18 protein-coding genes and 1 other RNA gene are annotated in these 19,011 nt (G+C 42.6%); 6 read left to right on the forward strand and 13 right to left on the reverse strand.

Annotated features, from left to right (window positions below):
* The first annotated feature begins 4 nt into the window (after positions 1–4).
* Positions 5–367 carry a DsrE family protein gene (locus MK127_03275; GenBank protein MCH2531821.1) on the forward strand — a complete coding sequence of 121 codons (363 nt, stop codon included), beginning with the start codon at positions 5–7 and terminating at the stop codon, positions 365–367.
* A gap of 12 nt (positions 368–379) precedes the next feature.
* On the opposite strand, the gene lgt is transcribed toward MK127_03275, so the two are convergent.
* Together lgt and MK127_03285 are read right to left on the reverse strand one after the other, a co-directional pair.
* Entirely contained in the window at positions 380–1,276 is an 897-nt protein-coding gene (lgt, locus tag MK127_03280; protein MCH2531822.1) for a prolipoprotein diacylglyceryl transferase, read from the reverse strand.
* Positions 1,277–1,381: 105 nt separating this feature from the next.
* Positions 1,382–1,525: a DUF5679 domain-containing protein gene (locus tag MK127_03285; protein MCH2531823.1), complete on the reverse strand. Its 144-nt coding sequence runs from the start codon at positions 1,523–1,525 to the stop codon at positions 1,382–1,384.
* Positions 1,526–1,672: 147 nt separating this feature from the next.
* Between MK127_03285 and MK127_03290 the strand changes: the two genes are divergently transcribed.
* The 3 genes from MK127_03290 to MK127_03300 are packed head-to-tail and all read left to right on the forward strand — an operon-like array spanning position 1,673 to position 4,774.
* A complete protein-coding gene (locus tag MK127_03290; GenBank protein MCH2531824.1) occupies positions 1,673–2,209 on the forward strand; it encodes a deoxyuridine 5'-triphosphate nucleotidohydrolase in 537 nt (178 codons plus the stop codon).
* Positions 2,206–3,339 carry an FAD-dependent oxidoreductase gene (locus tag MK127_03295; protein ID MCH2531825.1) on the forward strand — a complete coding sequence of 378 codons (1,134 nt, stop codon included), beginning with the start codon at positions 2,206–2,208 and terminating at the stop codon, positions 3,337–3,339. Before MK127_03290 ends, MK127_03295 begins: the two co-directional genes overlap by 4 nt.
* 1 nt (position 3,340) lies before the next feature.
* A complete protein-coding gene (locus tag MK127_03300; GenBank protein MCH2531826.1) occupies positions 3,341–4,774 on the forward strand; it encodes an amidase in 1,434 nt (477 codons plus the stop codon).
* Between the two features lie 32 nt (positions 4,775–4,806).
* Here the strand turns inward: MK127_03300 and phoU are convergent, their stop codons facing one another.
* From phoU to MK127_03325, 5 genes are all read right to left on the reverse strand, one after another.
* On the reverse strand, positions 4,807–5,505 hold the full coding sequence (gene phoU / locus MK127_03305; protein ID MCH2531827.1) for a phosphate signaling complex protein PhoU: 699 nt from the start codon (positions 5,503–5,505) through the stop codon (positions 4,807–4,809).
* Between the two features lie 2 nt (positions 5,506–5,507).
* Positions 5,508–6,296, reverse strand: coding sequence for a phosphate ABC transporter ATP-binding protein PstB (gene pstB, locus MK127_03310; protein ID MCH2531828.1), 789 nt, complete (start codon positions 6,294–6,296; stop codon positions 5,508–5,510).
* Complete coding sequence (gene pstA / locus MK127_03315; GenBank protein ID MCH2531829.1) at positions 6,293–7,186, reverse strand: phosphate ABC transporter permease PstA; 894 nt, start codon at positions 7,184–7,186, stop codon at positions 6,293–6,295. Before pstA ends, pstB begins: the two co-directional genes overlap by 4 nt.
* Complete coding sequence (gene pstC / locus MK127_03320; protein MCH2531830.1) at positions 7,186–8,112, reverse strand: phosphate ABC transporter permease subunit PstC; 927 nt, start codon at positions 8,110–8,112, stop codon at positions 7,186–7,188. Before pstC ends, pstA begins: the two co-directional genes overlap by 1 nt.
* Before the next feature lie 182 nt (positions 8,113–8,294).
* Positions 8,295–9,263 carry a PstS family phosphate ABC transporter substrate-binding protein gene (locus MK127_03325; protein ID MCH2531831.1) on the reverse strand — a complete coding sequence of 323 codons (969 nt, stop codon included), beginning with the start codon at positions 9,261–9,263 and terminating at the stop codon, positions 8,295–8,297.
* Positions 9,264–9,486: 223 nt separating this feature from the next.
* Between MK127_03325 and MK127_03330 the strand changes: the two genes are divergently transcribed.
* Positions 9,487–10,173, forward strand: coding sequence for an ABC transporter ATP-binding protein (locus MK127_03330; protein ID MCH2531832.1), 687 nt, complete (start codon positions 9,487–9,489; stop codon positions 10,171–10,173).
* Positions 10,174–10,198: 25 nt separating this feature from the next.
* Positions 10,199–13,303, forward strand: coding sequence for an FtsX-like permease family protein (locus MK127_03335; GenBank protein MCH2531833.1), 3,105 nt, complete (start codon positions 10,199–10,201; stop codon positions 13,301–13,303).
* 30 nt (positions 13,304–13,333) lie between these two features.
* On the opposite strand, the gene rnpB is transcribed toward MK127_03335, so the two are convergent.
* From rnpB to MK127_03365, 6 genes are all read right to left on the reverse strand, one after another.
* Positions 13,334–13,699: RNase P RNA component class A (rnpB, locus tag MK127_03340), an RNA gene on the reverse strand.
* 19 nt (positions 13,700–13,718) lie between these two features.
* Complete coding sequence (locus tag MK127_03345; GenBank protein MCH2531834.1) at positions 13,719–15,095, reverse strand: recombinase family protein; 1,377 nt, start codon at positions 15,093–15,095, stop codon at positions 13,719–13,721.
* A 6-nt stretch (positions 15,096–15,101) separates the two neighbouring features.
* The gene (locus tag MK127_03350; GenBank protein MCH2531835.1) at positions 15,102–15,800 is read right to left on the reverse strand and encodes a hypothetical protein; all 699 of its coding nucleotides are present in this window, start codon (positions 15,798–15,800) and stop codon (positions 15,102–15,104) included.
* Between the two features lie 62 nt (positions 15,801–15,862).
* A complete protein-coding gene (gene lipB / locus MK127_03355; GenBank protein ID MCH2531836.1) occupies positions 15,863–16,513 on the reverse strand; it encodes a lipoyl(octanoyl) transferase LipB in 651 nt (216 codons plus the stop codon).
* Between the two features lie 14 nt (positions 16,514–16,527).
* Entirely contained in the window at positions 16,528–17,703 is a 1,176-nt protein-coding gene (locus tag MK127_03360; protein MCH2531837.1) for a phosphoribosylaminoimidazolecarboxamide formyltransferase, read from the reverse strand.
* A gap of 15 nt (positions 17,704–17,718) precedes the next feature.
* Positions 17,719–19,011: a 2-oxo acid dehydrogenase subunit E2 gene (locus MK127_03365; GenBank protein MCH2531838.1), complete on the reverse strand. Its 1,293-nt coding sequence runs from the start codon at positions 19,009–19,011 to the stop codon at positions 17,719–17,721.

Raw genomic sequence — 19,011 nt, forward strand, 5'->3', positions numbered from 1 at the left:
AAGCATGGCTAAATTATTCATTCATATTACTAGTGGGCCTGAATTACCAAATAAAGTTTCGTTAGGATTATTAGTTGCAGCCGCATCTGACAAAGAAAAACATGATGTAAAGGTTTTCTTTGCAGCTGATGGCGTGCATCTTTTAAATTGCAAGGAAAAAGGCCAAATAGTCGGTCTGGGAACAGGTGACATCAAGGATCACCTTGATGAGCTAAAGAACTCTCAGACAAAAATTTACGTTTCCAGGCTCTCTGCAAATGGACGCGGTTATGACGAAAGCTTACTTGAAGGCTACAACGCTGAGTTTGCCACGCCCGAGATGCTTGTGAATTTTTCTTTAGACGCAGATTCAGTACTCTGCTATTAATAGCTAATTTGCCTAATTCCTCTGTCGAGATCTCTTTTGAGAAGACCTTGAAGTCGCTGATGGAATTGAATCAACCTCGCTATTACCGCCTTTAGCATCCAAAAATGGAGCTCGCCTCCACCATATAAATGCCATAACTGCGGCACTAACAAGAACAACAGACACTATTTGAGCAGTCGGGATAGCACCAATTTTCCAATTGTTCAGGCGTAAGAATTCCAAAAGGAACCGTTCTGATGGGTACCAAATTAAATACAGGATAAACAAGTCTCCTTGTTTAAGCTTCTTACCAAATCGTATCCCAATCCAAACTAGGATGATTACGCCTAATAAGCTCAGAAGGGATTCGTACAGAAATAGCGGATGAAAATGAGTTTCTTCCAAGTACTGACCTGGCCTATATGCTGCATCAATAGGAATAGCCCACGGCAAATCCGTTGGACCACCAAAAAGCTCTTGGTTGAAGAAATTACCCCAGCGGCCAACCGCCTGTCCTAACAGGAATGAAGGTGCGCCTATATCAAGCCAGCGCAAAGTCTGTATTGGCTTTGATCCCGATTGCTTTGCTCGTCGGTTCACCCACCATACATACGCAACTAAAGCAATAATTGCTCCTATCAGAGCGCCAAAAATACCTATTCCTCCAGAACGAAAGGCGAAGATTCGAGAAACGTCTTGCCCGTAATAATTCCAATAATCAATTACGTGGTACGTACGTGCGCCAATCAAGGCAAATATCGCTCCCAAAATTGCAATATTTGTCACGTGCGTTGGGTCTTCACCGAATCTTTTTGCTAGCCTTTGTGCCAAAACCATGCCTAAGAGAAGTCCCGATAAAATCAGGAGCGAATAAAATCGTATCTCGAGTCCAAAGAGGATTACTCCTCTAAAAGTAATATCAAATTCCATAAAGCCTCATGAGCAAAATTTATTGGTAAATTTTAAACCAGATTCAGTCTGATAGGTAGAAGTATAAAAGAGTGGTCAAATGACCACTCTTTTAAGTAGGAAAACTTAAGCCGCTTTACCCAATCTGTACATCCTCGTACCGCATTGAGGGCATTTCCCTTCAGTGGCGGGGCGACCATTTTTCATATATACGGTCGTAGCCTCTGCAATATCACGTTCACTACGGCATTTCATGCAATAGCCTTTCATAGACACCCCCCTATAGATTTGTCTCCCGGTACGATGGGCCATATTAGATACCTAAATGGTTCAGGTCAAGCGAAAAATTTAAATGGATTTTTTGACAGGAGTAATAGGACTACCTATAGTCGTAGTATCCCAAACGCGAGGTAAAAAGTGGGCGTATTATCTTCAAAGCAGATTCGTAATTTGACTGAAGGGCCACAAACTCTTCTTTCAGATTACGTAAATTTAGATGAGCAGATCCAGCCGAACGGCGTAGATCTGACTCTAGGCTCAATCGCCAAACCAATCACGTCTGGAAGGATAGGTATCGACAACAACCAGAGGGTTTTATCCGAGCTTCAAGAGTTGAATTTCGATGAATCAGGCTATTTAAATCTACCCCAAGGTGTTTACATTGCTCGATTAAATGAAACAGTCGCGCTTCCAGAAAATCTGATGGCGATTGCTAAGCCCAGGTCCAGCCTTCTTAGAAATGGTGTCGCAGTCAATAATGCGGTTTGGGATGCTGGATACATAGGCAAATCTCAAGTTCAAATCGTGGTTCACCACCCAGAGGGGTTCGTGGTTGCCCAAAACGCACGAATAATACAAATGGTTTTCATGACTTTAGATGAAAGTGCTGAGTTCCTGTATTCGGGCCAGTATCAAGGAGAGGCAACCTCCGAATCCAAAGAGAATAGTAAATGAACTCAAATAAGCCTGCTGACGTAGTTGTAATTGGAGGAGGAGTAATAGGTTGCTCGATTGCCTATTTCCTTGCCTCAAAATATAAGCAAGAAGTAGTAATCATAGAACGCGATGCGGTAGCAAGCGGAGCTTCAGGAGGAGCCGCAGGGGAACTAGGTGCTGTAGGCCGGCATCGGTACCCTGCAAATTTCACAAAATTTCTTCTTGATGGCATAAAAATGCATGATGACTATGCAGATCAATTAATCAGTGAATCCGGAATTGATTATCTACTCTCAGATATACCAATGATACGACCGGCTTTTAATGAAAAAGAAGCATCAGAACTTCAAGAACAAGTTGTTTGGCAGCGCGAACTCGGATTAAGCGTTGATTGGCTAGATTACGAGCAAGTTCATAGCCTATCAAGTTGGCTCTCTCCAGAGGCAATTGGGGCAGCCTACACCGTGGAACGACAGCTCGAGGCTTACCCATTTGCCATAGCGATTGCGCAAGCGAGCGAAAAAAATGGAGTCAGTATAAGAAACGCCGAAGTCAAAGAAATTTTATATGAAAATAATCGCGCTAACGGAGTGAAGCTATCTAATGGGGATGAAATTTCTTGTGGAACAGTAGTGATTGCCAACGGTCCTTGGTCGCAATTTTCCAAGGAATGGCATGATTTAGAAATTCCTGTAATCCCACTGAGAGGGCAAATTGTGCATTCCGCAGCACCTGAAGGCATGAACATGCCTGTTCATGCAATATTCCATGAAACAGGATATGTGCTTCCAAAGCCTAGTGGCGATCTACTTATCGGAACAACTCAGGAGCGTGCAGGATTTGACCCCCACCCTACACTGGAAGCACAAAACAGTATTATGGAAGCCGTGATTCGGCTTGCTCCCGCCGTCATTGATGCACCGATCAAGGATTTAACAGCCTGCCTAAGGCCGTACTGTGAAGACGAGCTTCCCATAATCGGTGCAATTCCTAATAAGGATTCTTTGTTTATAGCTACAGGGCATGGGTACAAGGGAGTTACTTTAGCCTTAGTAACGGGGAGTAACGTCGCAGAATTAATAATTGAAGGATCATCCACTGTAAATTTGGCTGAATTCAGCCCTAGCAGGTTCCAGGGAGAAGCTTAATTTGCAAATTGATGATCTGATTTCTTGCACCGCTACCGAAATTGCTGCATTAATTCGCACAAAACAAGTTTCGCCTGTAGAGGTTACATCCTTCTATCTAAACAGAATTGAAGCTCTTAACCCTGAAATAAATGCCTTTATCACCCAGGTACCTGAAAATGCCATGACGCAAGCTCATCGGGCAGAATCAGCCATTATTTCAGGTGACCCCATTGGACCCCTGCATGGAGTTCCTATCGGGATAAAGGACCTTAATCCTACCAAGGATATCCTTACGACATATGGTTCAATCTTATTTGGGGAAAATATCCCAACATCTGACGATATTGTCGTGGAACGCATAAAAAGTAGCGGTGCGATTATTGTTGGTAAAACTAATACACCAGATTTTGGTTGGAAGGGCACCACCGAAAGCACCTTTTCAGGAGCAACAAGAAACCCTTGGGACACAAGCCGAACATCAGGTGGGTCTAGCGGAGGTTCTGCTGCTGCAGTGGCTGCTCGGATGGTTCCTATATCTAACGGGGGCGATGCAGGAGGATCTATTCGAATACCTGCCAGCTTCTGTGGGATATATGGGATTAAACCAAGCTTCGGGAGAGTACCTTACAATTATCAACCGCAAGGTAGCTGGTCGCCTTTAAGCCAAAATGGCCCTATGACCCTAAGCGTTCATGATGCAGCGGTGATGCTGAATGCCATTTCTGGACCAGATGGACGCGACCCCAGGTCCATCAATACTTTCCCTCCAGATTTTACTGCTTCAACTGAAAATATAGACATAAAAAACTTGAAAATTGCATGGGCCCCCAATATGGACGCTCAACCCGTCGACCCCCAAGTGCAAAAAATTTGCGGGGCCGCCATGAAATTGCTTGCTGGCCTAGGTGCAGATGTCGATGAAATCACACCAAGAATCAACACAAATGATGCAATTTGGGCATTCGCAACATTAATGCTTACCGATTTATCGGTGCGACTTGGGCCTATCATTGAATCTGGTCAAGGAGATTTCTTGCCTTCACCTTTGTCGAAATGGATAACTGAAGCGATAAGCTGGCCAGGAGCAAAATATTCTAGTTCGCTACATGAACTTGAATGGCATAAATCTTTATTCGACGATATTTTTTCAGACTACGACCTAATTGCAATGCCAACTATGGCAGTACCTGCATTTCCTATTGAAAAAAATCCAGACAGTATTGATGGTATTACGGTAGACCCTAATTGGGGGTTCACTCCATTTTGTATTCACGCAAATCTAACAGGGCGCCCTGCTGCAAATATTCCTTGCGGGTATACAGTGGAGGGCCTGCCTGTTGGCTTGATGTTAATGGGGCATATAAACGACGAAATTACAGTATTAAAAGCCTCTGCAGCTTTTGAATTAGCGCAACCATGGAAGGATTCAATCCCTTCAATTATCAGTCAATAGACTGATTGAATTAACCTTACTTTACGCAAATATTAATCTTTATATATTTTCCCTTTTTCTACAGTAGACCCCGTCACAAGATAAACTACTTGCTCTGCAATATTAGTTGCCCTATCTGCGATTCTCTCAAGGTCATGCGCTGCCCATAGTAGGTATGTGCCTCGCTGTATTGCCTTGGGCTCCTGGATCATGAGCATAAGCAATTCCCTGTAGACCTGGTCGTATAAAGCATCAACCTCGTCATCTGAGTTCAAAACCTCATAGGCCATATCGGTACTGCGCTTAACCAATGCATCTAACGACTTTCTCAGCATGGCTGATGACTTTTCAGCCATCCTTGGAATATCTACGAGCTTTTTCAATGGAGGCTCGTCATTCATCATTAGGCTTATCTTTGCAATACCTTCGGCATAGTCACCAATACGCTCCAATTCCATTGATATGTGAAGCGTAGTAATTAAAGTGCGTAAATCAGAGGCGACAGGCTGCTGAATTGCAATCATGTCAACAACAGTTTCTTCAAGGGCATTGCGTCTATTATCGATAATGTTATCTTCTTCGATCACCAGCTTTGAAGCTTCCAAGTCACGGTCTTTCAAAGCATCCACAGCTTTAACTATGGCTTTCTCTACCATGCTACCAAGGCCGACCAAATTCTCTTCTAATACTTGAAGGTCATGATCAAACCCTCCTCTAGCGGAACTTTTATTACCAAGCGGATTATTTACCATTTCTACCCAAACCTCCCAGTAATGTAGCCTTCTGTGCGTTCTTCCTTCGGATTTGTAAAGATTTCGTGCGTGGATCCAACTTCAACCAAATATCCTGATCTGTCCTCTCCCATTGTCATAAAAGCGGTCCAATCTGAGGATCTTGCAGCCTGCTGCATGTTATGAGTAACAACGATTATTGTATATTCGTGCGATAGTTCTCTCATCAATTCTTCTATTGCCAGAGTAGATATTGGATCAAGTGCAGAGGCAGGTTCGTCCATAAGAATAATGTCAGGTTCCACTGCTACAGCGCGTGCAATACAGAGGCGCTGTTGCTGGCCTCCCGAGAGCGCCAATCCACTACTTTTCAACCTATCTTTCACTTCGTCCCATAGTGCCGCTCGCTTCAGTGATCTTTCAACTGCTTCATCTAAGTCCCCAGTAAAACCGTTTATTCTTAGGCCAAAAGCAACGTTATCGTAAATCGATTTGGGAAATGGATTAGGCTTCTGAAAGACCATGCCTATTCTTAATCGAATTTCAGCAGGGTCGACACCAGGTGCGTAAATATTTTCGCCATTAAAAAGAATTTCTCCTTCAATGCGAGTTCCAGGAACAAGATCGTTCATACGATTGATGCAACGCAAAAGCGTGCTTTTGCCAGACCCTGAAGGTCCAATCAATGCAGTCACTGCATTCCTATGTACGTCAAGATTGATATCCCGTAACGCACGAAACGCGCCGTAATACATGTCTAAGTTCGAAATAGCGAGAGTTATATCGCTATTTTTTTCTTCTACTGTCGTCATTCTTCCGACCTTTTCTGTGTTTTGTTTCGCACGTATATTGCGACTGCGTTCATCGTTAATAATATAACCAAGAGAATAATAATCCCTGCAGCAGCAAGGCCCCTAAAGCCGGGCCGTGGATCAGCAACCCAATTGAAAATTTGTATAGGCATAACTGTAAATTGATCTAGTGGAGAGCTCGGTGTAAATGTTATATAGACCAAAGCGCTAATTGCGACCATCGGCGCAGCTTCTCCAATCGCTCTGGACATCGCAAGAATTGTACCCGTCATTATCCCTGGGGTAGCGTGGGGTACTACAATTTCCTTTACTGTTTGGAATTTCGTAGCACCAAGGCCATATGATGCTTCCCTATAAGTTTGAGGGACAGCCTTTATTGCTTCCCTTGAGGCAATAATAACGATTGGCATAACTAGCAATGACATCGTTAATGCACCAGCGACAATGATACGTCCCATCTGCAATATTTCCACGAACAAAGCAAGCCCCAACAAGCCGTAGACAATCGATGGAACGCCCGCCAAATTAGAGATATTGATTTCAATTATCCTCGTGAACCAATTTTTGGGAGCATATTCTTCCAGGTATATTGCTGCCCCTACCCCTACAGGAACAGTAAAAATGAAAGTTAGACCCATTATCCAAATAGAGCCAAATATTGCAGAGCGCATGCCCGCAATTTCAGGGAAGCGAGATGGGTAATCAGTTAAGAAATGCCAGCTTACCCATGGTAATCCTTGCAATAAAACTTGGATGAGCAATACAAGCAGGCCCGCAAGGCCTACAGCAATTGAAAGTACGAACCCAGTGTAAGCTAGTGCGCCAATACGCTTTCTTAGTACTAATCTCGGATTAAGCTTAGAGGTTATATTTGAGGATTCAGCTCGCATTAATATTCCTCTCTGAATCTTCGAACCAAGAAATGACCGGCGACATTCATTCCTAAAGTCATAAAGAAGAGCAGCAAGCCAACCGCAAATATTGTGTTGTACTCCAAAGAGCCATGCGGGGCCTCACCCAGCGCAAGTTGGACAATATATGCAGTCATTGCCTGAATGCTTTCTAACGGATTAAAAGTAAATCTAGGCGTAGCCCCTGCAGCAATAGTAACGAGCATGGTTTCACCTATAGCACGAGAAAAGCCGAGTATAAATGAAGCAACAATACCCGAAAAAGCTGCAGGAACAACCACTTTTCTCGCAACTTCCAATCTCGTAGCTCCTAATGCATAGGCCGCATACCTTAGAGACCTTGGAACCGCCATCATTGCGTCCTCACTAAGCGAAGAAACCATAGGAATTATCATTAACCCCATCACTAATCCAGCACTTAATGCATTAAAAACCAATAAATCTTCTTGGAATATTTTTAGTGGGATTTTTTGTAATTGCGGAGTTACAAAAGTCAGGGCGAAGTAGCCATAAACTACTGTAGGAATACCCGCTAAGACTTCAAGTACTGGTTTAATAGTTTTTCGTACTTTGTCATGTGCGTATTCAGCTAAAAATATTGCTATTGCCAATCCAATAGGAATAGCTACTGCAGCAGCAATAGTAGCTACAAGTATTGTGCCTCCTACCAGAGGGAGGACGCCATAATGCCTGTTGCCTTCTGCATCTTTCAGTATTGGGGACCAGTTAGTTCCGAAAAGAAAATCCCAAATAGGTACTTCCCTAAAGAAACCGAATGCCTGAGAAAGCAGGCTAATTACAATTCCAAATGTAGTCACAATCGAAAGGACTGCACAAGCTGCGAATAGCCAATACGCAAGGCTCCCTACAAAAGAGCCTTTTCGCCTATTTTGCGTTAACTTCAAATTTGTTCACGCATTCCAATCTGAGCAATTCATAATACTTCTATACGGGATTGTAGTGTCCAACAGAAGTCATTGCTCGTCTAGTACCTGGAGGCTAAATTTTTCATTACTACATTAACTTCACTACACATATAAGATCTGGCTTGCTAGCAAGGATCCACAAGCCTCTCCTCAAGAAAATTTTATAAACCTGCCTTTATCTTGTTCTCGGCATAAACATTCTGATCGGAAGCGACGTAGCCTACCTCGTTAGTCAATTTAGCCCCTTCATCCAAGTAAAACTCCACAAATTTCTTCATTTCTGGTCGAGCCATGCTTGCCTTGTTGACATATATGTAAAGCGGTCGTGAAAGAGGGGAATATGAACCATCTTCAATCGATTCGGGTGCTACTTCTACGCAACCTTTCCCGTTGTCTATAGCCAATGCCTTTAGGTTTGCAGCATTGGGCTGGTAATAAGCATACCCGAAGTAACCAAGGCCGCCTTTGTCTCCTGAAACGCCCTGCACAAGAACATTGTCATCTGCAGATGCAGTATAGTCAGCCCGAGACATTTGAGCCTCGCCGTTAACTTCTTCTGTGAAGTAATCAAATGTGCCAGAGTCCGTGTCTGGCCCGTAAAGCCGAAGCTTCTGGTCTGGAAATCCAGCACGAACGTCTTTCCAATTGTTAATGGTGGAGCCAGGTTTCCATATAGCATTCAGTTCTGTGATTGTTAGGCAATCAACGAAAGAATTGTTCTTATTAACAATAACTGTAAGCCCGTCAGTACCGAGGCGCATTTCTATATACTCAACATTATTTGCTTTAGCCTCTGCAGCTTCTTTGTCTTTAATTGGTCGCGAAGCATCTGAAATATCGGTCTCACCTACGGTGAATCGCTTAAATCCACCACCAGTACCAGAAACACCGACATTGACCTGCACACCTGGTTGTACCTTGCGGAACTCTTCAGCAACTGCCTGGCTCACAGGAAATACGGTCGAAGATCCATCAATTTCAATAGTACCGCTAAGTTGAATTTCATTTCCGGTGTTACCAGTTACAGGCGCTGTGGTAGTGCCATCAGAACCGCAAGCCACTAAAGCTATTGTTATTGCGGTAACAGTTAAAAGCATGCCACCTGAGGCGCAAAATCGAGCAAAAGTCATTGAGTCTCCTATTTTAAATTTGAGCATCATTCAATAAGGATGATATGCAAAAACGTGAAATTTTAGAAATAAATTAAGTTGGTTGCAAAAAATATTGACCATTTATTTCAATGTTAAAATTGTACCGGATAATCAATTTAATTTAGAATAAAAAACACACTCATTTTTCAAAAAGTTTTTGTTCATTCGACCGACACAACTGCTTTATAAATCGGGAAAGTTAATGAATTCAATAATAGAAGCAAAAGGTGTAACCAAGGTATATCAAACTGGTGACATCCAAGTTAATGCGTTAAATCATGTAGACCTTAGTATAGGAAAAGGTCAAATGGTTGCGGTGATGGGGCCATCAGGTTCAGGTAAAACCACGCTACTTAACATTTTTTCAGGTATCGACGATTTGACTGAAGGCGAAGTCATCATTGACGGACAACCTATACACTCCATGTCTGACAAAGAAAAAACTCGGTACCGAGCTGAAAATATGGGTTTCGTATTTCAGGCATATAATCTCCTTCCCGTTTTAACTGGCGCAGAAAATGTTGAGCTTCCACTTCTGCTTGCCGGTAAAAAGCCCTCAGTCGCAAGAAAACGAGCCCTGGAGGTTCTTGATTTAGTTGAGCTCTCCGATCAGGCCAATAAGCGTCCTTCCCAAATGTCAGGTGGTCAGCAGCAACGAATCACAGTTGCACGAGCATTAGTGAATAATCCTGCAATTGTATGGGCTGACGAACCAACGGGGGCGCTTGATAGCGAAACAGGAGGGCTTATTATCGATTTGCTTTGCCGACTTAATGAGCAAACACAACAGACTTTCGTACTGGTAACACACGATGCAGTAGTAGGATCGAGAGCCCAGAGAATGATATTGATGCGAGATGGTCAAATTGAATCCGATGAAACCAAATAACCACAAGGGCCATCAATAACCATTCATGGAAACTTTATTTACTATCCCCATACCTACTTTGACTTATTCATTAAGCGGGGTTTTTTTCCTAGCAATGCTTGCAACAGGAGCCTTGGCTCTCAGAAGGCCTGTTGTATTCAAAATGGCTATCCGAAATATACCCCGACGTAAAGCGCAAACCTCGCTAATTGTATTGGGACTGATGCTCGCGACTTTGCTTTTTTCCGCATCATTTGCAACAGGCGATACTTTAGCCCATTCAATAAGAGTACTAACTCTTGAATATATAGGGCCAGTAGATGAAATCATTACGTCTACAAACCGAGAGGAATCCGGAGAAGCTTCTTACATAGACGACAGTATTTTCCAGAAGATTCAGGATGCTTCTGCCGATGCCAAAATTGATGGACTAACACCACTTATATATTTGACTGCGCCTGTTGTTTCGGAAAGAACGCAGCGCAATGAATCAAGAATGGTTATACAAGGGTTTGATCCCGCAACACTTACCAATTTCGATAAATATTTTGACTCGCAAGATCAAGAATTGCTCATCGAGGATTTACGAGATGACGAAGTCTATATAAGCAAAGATGCTGCAAGTAATTTAAAAGTAAATTCAAGTGATTCGCTCTCAATTTACTTCTCAGAAGTACCAACTACTGTAACAATTAAAGGCATCTACGAAGATGGAAGCAACGCCACAGAGAGCACCTCAACTACCATTTTTCAGTTAAATTCACTTCAGGGAATCTTAAATAAACCTGGGCAGATTAATGCAATATTTGTTTCTAATGACGGAGGATTGATTCCTGAAGACGGAACAACCTCAAATGTCGTCCAGGCATTAAATCCTATTGCGGAAAAAGACGGCTTGGCAATTGACGAAATTAAGAAAGATTCACTGAAAATTGCAGATGAGGCAGGAAGCGGCTTTGCCAGTATTTTCTTGTTATTTGGATCATTCTCAATTATCGCGGGGATATTATTAATTTCTCTAATTTTTGTGATGTTAGCTGCCGAGCGCAAACGTGAATTAGGTATAGCCAGGGCTATTGGCGCCCAGCGTGATCACATTATTAAATTGTTTACCTTTGAAGGCGCTGTCTATTCACTTGCGGCAGCAGCCATAGGGAGTGCACTTGGTATCATCGTAGGGCTTGTAATGGTACGCATTCTTGGCTTCGCGTTAAATGCGCAAGATCAATTCGAATTTGACCTTTACTTTTCTTTCAGCTGGCAAACTGTCATTCTTTCCTACACTCTTGGAATGGTTGTTACCTATTTAGTTGTAATTGTTTCAGCTACTAGGGTAAGTGCATTAAATATAGTACGAGCTGTTCGCGACATTCCTGAGCCGAAAAATGAATCAAGCAACTTACGAGGAAAATGGAAATATTTTATCGAAGCGTTCCCTCAAATCGTCAAGTCTCTTATTCGGTTAAGGTTACTCACCTCGTTGAGATTATTATTCAATAGTTTTAAATTACTATTACTGCTGTTATTTTCACTGTTTCTAACCGGGTATTTAGCAATTCCCCTTGGCCTTTTATTAACTATTACTACCGGGATAGGCCAAGAGCAGCTTTCAGGATTCCTCATCGGGTTATCACTAATAATTATAGGCGTGCCCTTAGTTTTGAAGCACGCCCTCCGCCTGAATGAGCGAGTGGCATACACTGGCGCAGGTCTTCTATTGGTGGTTTTATGGATCGTCCCATGGGACTGGGAATCTTTTGGGTTACCAAATTTCGACGGGGGCATAGAGTTATTTATTCTGTCTGGAGTAATGCTAGTGATTGGTGCAGTCTGGGCGGTTATTTACAACACGCAAGTACTCGTATATGCATCATCAATCATTGCAAGAGGAAGTTCGCTTTCGCCAATTGCTAAAACTGCTACTGCCTACCCTGCAGCTAATCGATTACGAACGGGCATGACCATAGCAATGTTTTCCCTGGTAATTTTTACGCTAATCGTCGTCGGATTCATCAGTTCTGGATTTAGTTCAGCATTTGAAGATACCCGAAAAGTCAGCGGAGGCTTCGATATCACTGCAAGTACAAGCTTTGTGAATCCAATCAATGATATTAACGCCGCAATCGACCAGTCCTCATCCCTAAATGCCGATGATTTCACGGTTATAGGTGCAACGGGTGGATTTCCTATTAAAGTTAAACAGGCGGATACGGATCAGGAACTTACAGAATGGTTTATCACTTCTATTGATGATAATTATGCACGAACTATTTCCTACGATTTCTCAATAAAGTCAGAAACTTACGACAGCTCCAGAGAAATTTGGAATGCATTAGTTAATGAGGAAAACGTGGTAGTAGTTAATTCCAATCTAATACCCCGTAATGGAGGGGGTCCGTTCGGAGAGGCTCCTGAATTTCAGCTTGAAGGAATTCAGGGAGATGATGATGAGTTACCTCAAATTTTTCTCGAAATTTTTGATTCTAATGAAAGTAAAAACCTAAAGCTCAAAGTAATAGGCGTGATTGAGGACCAGGCGGTTTTTTCTCGAACAATGATTACTGGTCATCAAACCATTCAGAAGCTTACAGACATCAAGTTGCCGTACTTAAGTTATGAATTTGTTCTATCTAATCCCGATAATGCCCTCGAAATTGCCAGCAAATTAGAAGACGCCTTTATTCGCAATGGCCTTACGGCAAATTCATACAAAAAAATAATTGACGATGAAAATACTATCAGTGTTGCTTTCAACCGACTTATTCAAGGATTCATGGGCCTTGGCTTAGTCGTAGGAATTGCGGCATTAGGTGTAATTGCAGCAAGGTCTGTTGTGGAACGGCGCGTTCAAATCGGCGTACTCCGTGCTATAGGCTTCAGTCGAGGTATGGTGCAGCTTTCGTTTCTTCTAGAGTCGTCTTTCATTGCGATTCTGGGCATATTGATAGGGCTAGGATTAGGATTTGGCCTTGCTTATGGAATAATCAATGAAATTCAAGAAGGTTTCCAAAGCGTGCAATATAAAATTCCTTGGGCTACCGTGATTATTGTTGTTGCAGTCGCATATGGAGCTTCCTTGCTCACCACATTCCTTCCTGCTCGCCAAGCATCGAGAATTTATCCAGCTGAAGCCTTAAGACAAGACGAATAATTAACAGTGGCACCGAAATCGGTGCCACTGTTGCTAAGGTTGCCTATAAGCCGGATTCTGTTTCCTATTGGAAGGTGATCATCTATCTTGCCTTATTGTTACCAATAAGGTCATGCGGCCTACCCGGGAACTCGGAGGGCATCCGATATTCTTTTGAATTGTTCCCCTATTTGGCCTTGCTCCAGGAGGGGTTTTCCAGCATCTCAACTCACGCTAAGACCTGGTGCGCTCTTACCGCACCGTTTCAACCTTACCTGTGACACGAAGTCCATCGGCGGATTAGTTTCTGTGGCACTTTCCGTCGCCTTGCAACGCCTGGGTATTACCCAGCTCCCTGCCCTATGGAGTCCGGACTTTCCTCTACGCAATAAACGCAGCGATCACCCGGCATCCTTAACGTCGACATTTTACACTCTTATGCAAGTACTAATTCTGGAAGGCCATCTAGAACTTTGACCTTATTCACGAGTAGTTTGATCAATTCCCTCTTCTGTTGATCATTAAGGGATCCCCATTCATTAAGGAATTTTTGACCATTTGACTTCATGATTGTATCCCTAGAATTTTCATGTGATGTGGAGTTTATTCGGTCATTGATTACTTTTTTTGCATTACTTAATTGCAGCATCCCGTTACGAAGCTGCGACAAAGTTAAGCTTCCACTAGCTGCACGCTGTACCCCTTCAATTAAGCGTTTATCTAATGCTTTTAACTGAGTGTGGGAACGAGCTTTTTGATCAGCAACCCATGTGCCTGACTCGTCCGCAATCCCTTCATCTCCACTCAGTAGTTTCTCATGTAGTATTAAGATAGCTTGTTCCTCTAAAACGTCTGCCTTTACCGTCCGGTAATCACATTGATTACGATTAATACGAGACTGACATTGATAGTAGCGATATTCTCGAACTGATCGTTCGCCGTCTTTACGTCTCCAGTTTTGCTTTCTCGTAACTCCCATCATTCGTTGCTCACAATGAGCGCAAAAAACAATCCCAGACAAAAGATAAGGGGGCGCTTTTGAATTTCCTCTACCATGACTTAATCTCTGCATCTTATCCTGAACATTACGGAATTCTTCAGGTGTTACTATCGGTTGATAGCTGCCGGGGATTCTTAGTCCAAACCTGCGGTATGTACCGATGTAAGCTGTGTTTCGCAAGATATCCCTTATGGTCACCATGCTCCATCTATTTCCGGTCCTAGTACGAATTCCTTCGTCATTCAGTGCAGACGCAATGGTTCGAACTCCGCCATCTGGGGAAGAAAGGTATTTTTTAAATATTAATTCTATTACTTTTGCCTGTTCTGGAACTAACCGAAAAGAACCATCCGCACCTATTCGGTAGCCGTAGGGAGGTTTACCTAAGCCCAAACCTTTAGCAGCCTTGGCCTTCATCCCTTCTTTAATTTTTTCACGCCTTAATGCTGCAGCATTGGATCCACGCAGAGCATTTTGTAAAGGATCAGGAAATTCATTATCGGCACAGATAACCTCACATGAAATCGCATCCAACTCCAGTATTTTTCCTACCTGCTCTTCTAAAGTTTTCCCTAAGTGGCTCGAACCAGGAATTACTATTAAATACCCAGCTCGACTTTCATGAATAAACTCAATCATGCGAGACCATGCTGAGTTGGAACCTCCACTACCTGAGTCAATATATACCCCATAATCTGAATGCTGATTAGAGTGGCAATAGGAAAGATAGGAACGCTTCAGGTCTTCAGACGAATTAGCATGGACTGCCTTGCTGTGAGTGGAGTCTAAATTGAAATAGCCTAATGAACGCATAATAGATCAACTAACCAATATTCTTCCGCAATTGGGGCATTTTTGTATCAGTAATGATGCCCGTACCTCTTGCTGTAATTTCATTGGTAACCCTACTTTGCAAAAATTGCATAAGCCGTTTTCCATTTTTGCTACTGGAGTGTCTGGGCGTAGCCGCCGAACCTGCTCATATAAATTAATCTCGATGCTTGGAATAGCGGTGGAAACAGAGTTACGTAAAGATTGTTCTTTCGAAACATCATCTTCGATGGTTGCTTTTTCAGACAAAAGTGCTGTCTGCTTTTCATTCCATTCTGTTTCTATAAATTTTAATTTCTTCCCGTACGTATCATTTGAATTTTGAAGGCTATCAATTTCTTCAAGTATCACTAAAAGTGAATTTTCTGCATCGTTCTGATGCCCCTTAAGCATCGTAATTTCTGCCTGTAAGTCTTGTAATTCCCTCGAGTTAACTACCGTACCACTGTATAGCTTTTTCTCAGTTTGAGTAACTTTCAGGGATACTCCATCAACGACTGCATCAATATCAATTTGTTCTGATTTTTTTTGAGAAATTTTTTCTTGAAGTTCTAGGATTCTTTGCTTTAACGCTCGTATTATCCTGTCGTCACCCAACAAAACGCTTATATCTTGCAGTCGATTCGTATGGTTATCGATTTGCATATCGATTGCCTGCAATTCTAATAACTGACGTACTGAGATCATTTTATCCCTTCCCACTGGGGACCGATTCTACGAACCGAAACCTAAGCAGTCAATAAAAGAAATTAACTCCATGTCCATTCAATTGCTAATTCTTCACCTAACTTCAAAGCAAAATTATGAGCGACATCAATGATACTAGGAGTAGCATTGAATTCATTCATGGATGTAGTTCGGCCGTTCTCTATGCCACAAGCGATAATGGGGGCATACGCATCTAGGCTCGTAGTTATATTCAAAGCGAAACCATGAGTCGTGATTCCGTTTGCAATTTTGATTCCAATTGCAGCTATTTTCCCTTTGGTAGTCCAAACGCCTGTTAATTTCTCATGCCGAAAAGCTTCAATGCCATAATCAATTAGCGTATTTATCAAAGTAGTCTCTAAAACGTATACGTAACGCCTAGGTCCTAAATTCAATCGTTTTAAATCAATAATCGGATACCCCGTTAACTGACCTGGACCATGGTAGGTAATAAGACCACCGCGATCTGTCTCAATCAATGGAGCACCTAGTTCAGCTAAAATATGGTCATGATTAACCCTCCTCCCCGTTGTGTAAACTGGAGAGTGGGCCAAAAAAATTAAAGTGTCTTTGATTAACTGTTTACTACGCTTTGCGTGTAATTCCTGTTGAAAATCCCAAGCGGCAATATAATCAATATCTTCCCCAAGCCATTGGGCGTCACCTTGGAAAATTACATTATTTTCGAGCATATCCACTTGATATATCAATGATGAAATAATCGAGTACCTGAAAGAGACATGGTCATACCGTAGTTGTCACAAGCTTTAACTACATCTTCATCTCTTACTGAACCACCAGGCTGAACAACAAACTGGACACCGCTCATATATGCTCGATCAATATTATCTCGAAATGGGATAAATGCGTCAGAAGCCATTGCAACCCCAGAAATAGTATCTAACCATTTACGCTTTGCGTCGGGCGACAGCCTTGTTGGCGCATTATTGAATGACTGCTTCCAAATTAAATCTTCCTCTGGGGATAAATCGTCTCGTAGGAAGCCGTCTATAGCATTATCTTTTTCTGGTCGGCCAAGCCTTTCAACAAAATCCAAATTGAGGGTGTTGGGATGTTGCCTTAAATACCAGATATCAGCTTTACTCCCTGCTAATCTCGTACAATGTATTCGTGATTGTTGGCCAGCACCGTTACCGATAACCTGGCCATCGTAAGCAAAGCAGATAGAGTTTGACTGTGTGAATTTCAGAGTAATTAGTGCAACAATAAGATCTCTTTGAGCCGAATCGGGAAGGATTTTGTTAGCGGTAACGACATTTTGGATCTGTTCGTGCCAATTTTTTGTTATATTTCGCCCTTGCTTTAACTTTACTCCAAATATTGTTCTCGTCTCCTCGTCGTCCGGAATGTAATTCTCATCTACTTCAAGCATGCAATATCTGCCGTTTTGTTTTTGCGATAATATTTCGTACGCTTGGTCACTGAAGCCTGGCGCTATCACTCCGTCAGACACCTCTCGCCTAATTAATTTTGCAGTGGATTCATCGACTTCATCAGAAAGTGCAATCCAATCACCAAAAGAGGAAACACGATCTGCACCACGAGCCCTCGCGTATGCAATAGCCAATGGTGAAAGATCTAAATTCTCGACAAAATAGGCTTTCGCAAGTTGCTCACTAAGAGGGACTGCTATAGCAGCCCCTGCGGGGCTTACATGTTTGAACGAAGTTGCTGCTGGCATACCAGTAGCTTTTTTCAGCTCCTTAACTAACTGCCAGGAATTTAAGGCATCAAGCAAATTAATGAAGCCCGGTGAACCATTTTTCACCTGAAAAGGGAGCGAACCAGATTCCATATATGCACTTGCCGGTACTTGATGAGGGTTCATACCATAGCGCAATACGAGTTCATTTTTTTGCATGTTACTTTTACTTTCCTAAATTTTTATCGTTAACTCTGAAATGTTCTCCACCAAGCTTTTAATCTCGTCCAAAAATGCGCTGGCTTCTGCACCATCGCAGACCCGATGGTCAAATGAAATACACATATTCATAATTGAACGAACCCCTATCACGTCTCCGGTCAATACAACTGGGCGTTTCACGATTGCTTCAGTAGTCAAAATTGCAGATTGGGGATGATTAATTATTGGCACCGACGCAATAGATCCCAATGCTCCAGTGTTGTTTAATGTAAAAGTTCCGCCCTGAACATCACTCAGGGCTAGGCTTCCAGACTTCGCGCTTTTTATTAGCCGGTTTAATTCCATTGCAATTTCACGAATGTTGAGATCATCAGCATTGTGTATAACAGGAACGATTAAGCCTTCATCTGTAGAGATAGCGATCCCTAAATTAACTCTCTTGTTGATCACTATTTCGTCTTTGTCCCACCTACCATTCAAGCGCGGGTTAGACTTCAATGCACTGCATACAAGTTGAATCCAAAATGGCATAAATGTTAATGACACTTTATTTTCAGATTCAAACTGGCCTCTTAATTTGGATCGCAGCTCAACCAAGCCTGTTACGTCCAGTTCAACCATCGACCACGCTGAAGGTATTTCGGATGCAGACCTAGACATATGATCTGCAATAGAGCGGCGAATAGCGCTTATGTGTATTTTTGAGGTCTCAGGCTCTTCATTTTGATTAGGCAAACCCAGTGCTGTTTCCTTCTCAGAAATATAGTCCTCTATGTCTTTTTTTGTAACTCTCCCACCAATACCGGAGCCAATTAAATTTGCTACATCAATATTATTTTGCATTGCAATTTTAGCGACCAAAGGGGAAATCACTTTTTTACGATCCTGCGCTGAAGCAACCTCCTGATACGTATGAGGTAACTGATGTTCGGGCTGCATCGATTCTTGCAGAGCATCCCGACGACCTTCACCCCCTTCACCGGAACCTGTCGGCCCTACGCTGCGAACGCTATCCATAAATTCAAATTTTGAAGGCGGGGTTTTTTCATCATCCTGCGTGATGGCATTCTGGTCTTCTATCTCGCAGATTGGGCTACCCATAGGAACTACTTCGCCTTCTTCTACCAGTGCCTTTATAAAAACACCTGCAAAAGGCGATGGTATTTCCATGCTAACCTTGTCTGTAACTACCTCTACTATAGGATCATAACGGTCAACCCATTGCCCTGGTGATACAAGCCATTTACCTATAACGCCTTCCGTTACAGATTCTCCAACTTGAGGTAAATCCACGGTAGTAATCAT

Source organism: Dehalococcoidia bacterium (assembly GCA_022449765.1).
Taxonomy (GTDB): Bacteria; Chloroflexota; Dehalococcoidia; order Lucifugimonadales; family Australimonadaceae; genus UBA2963.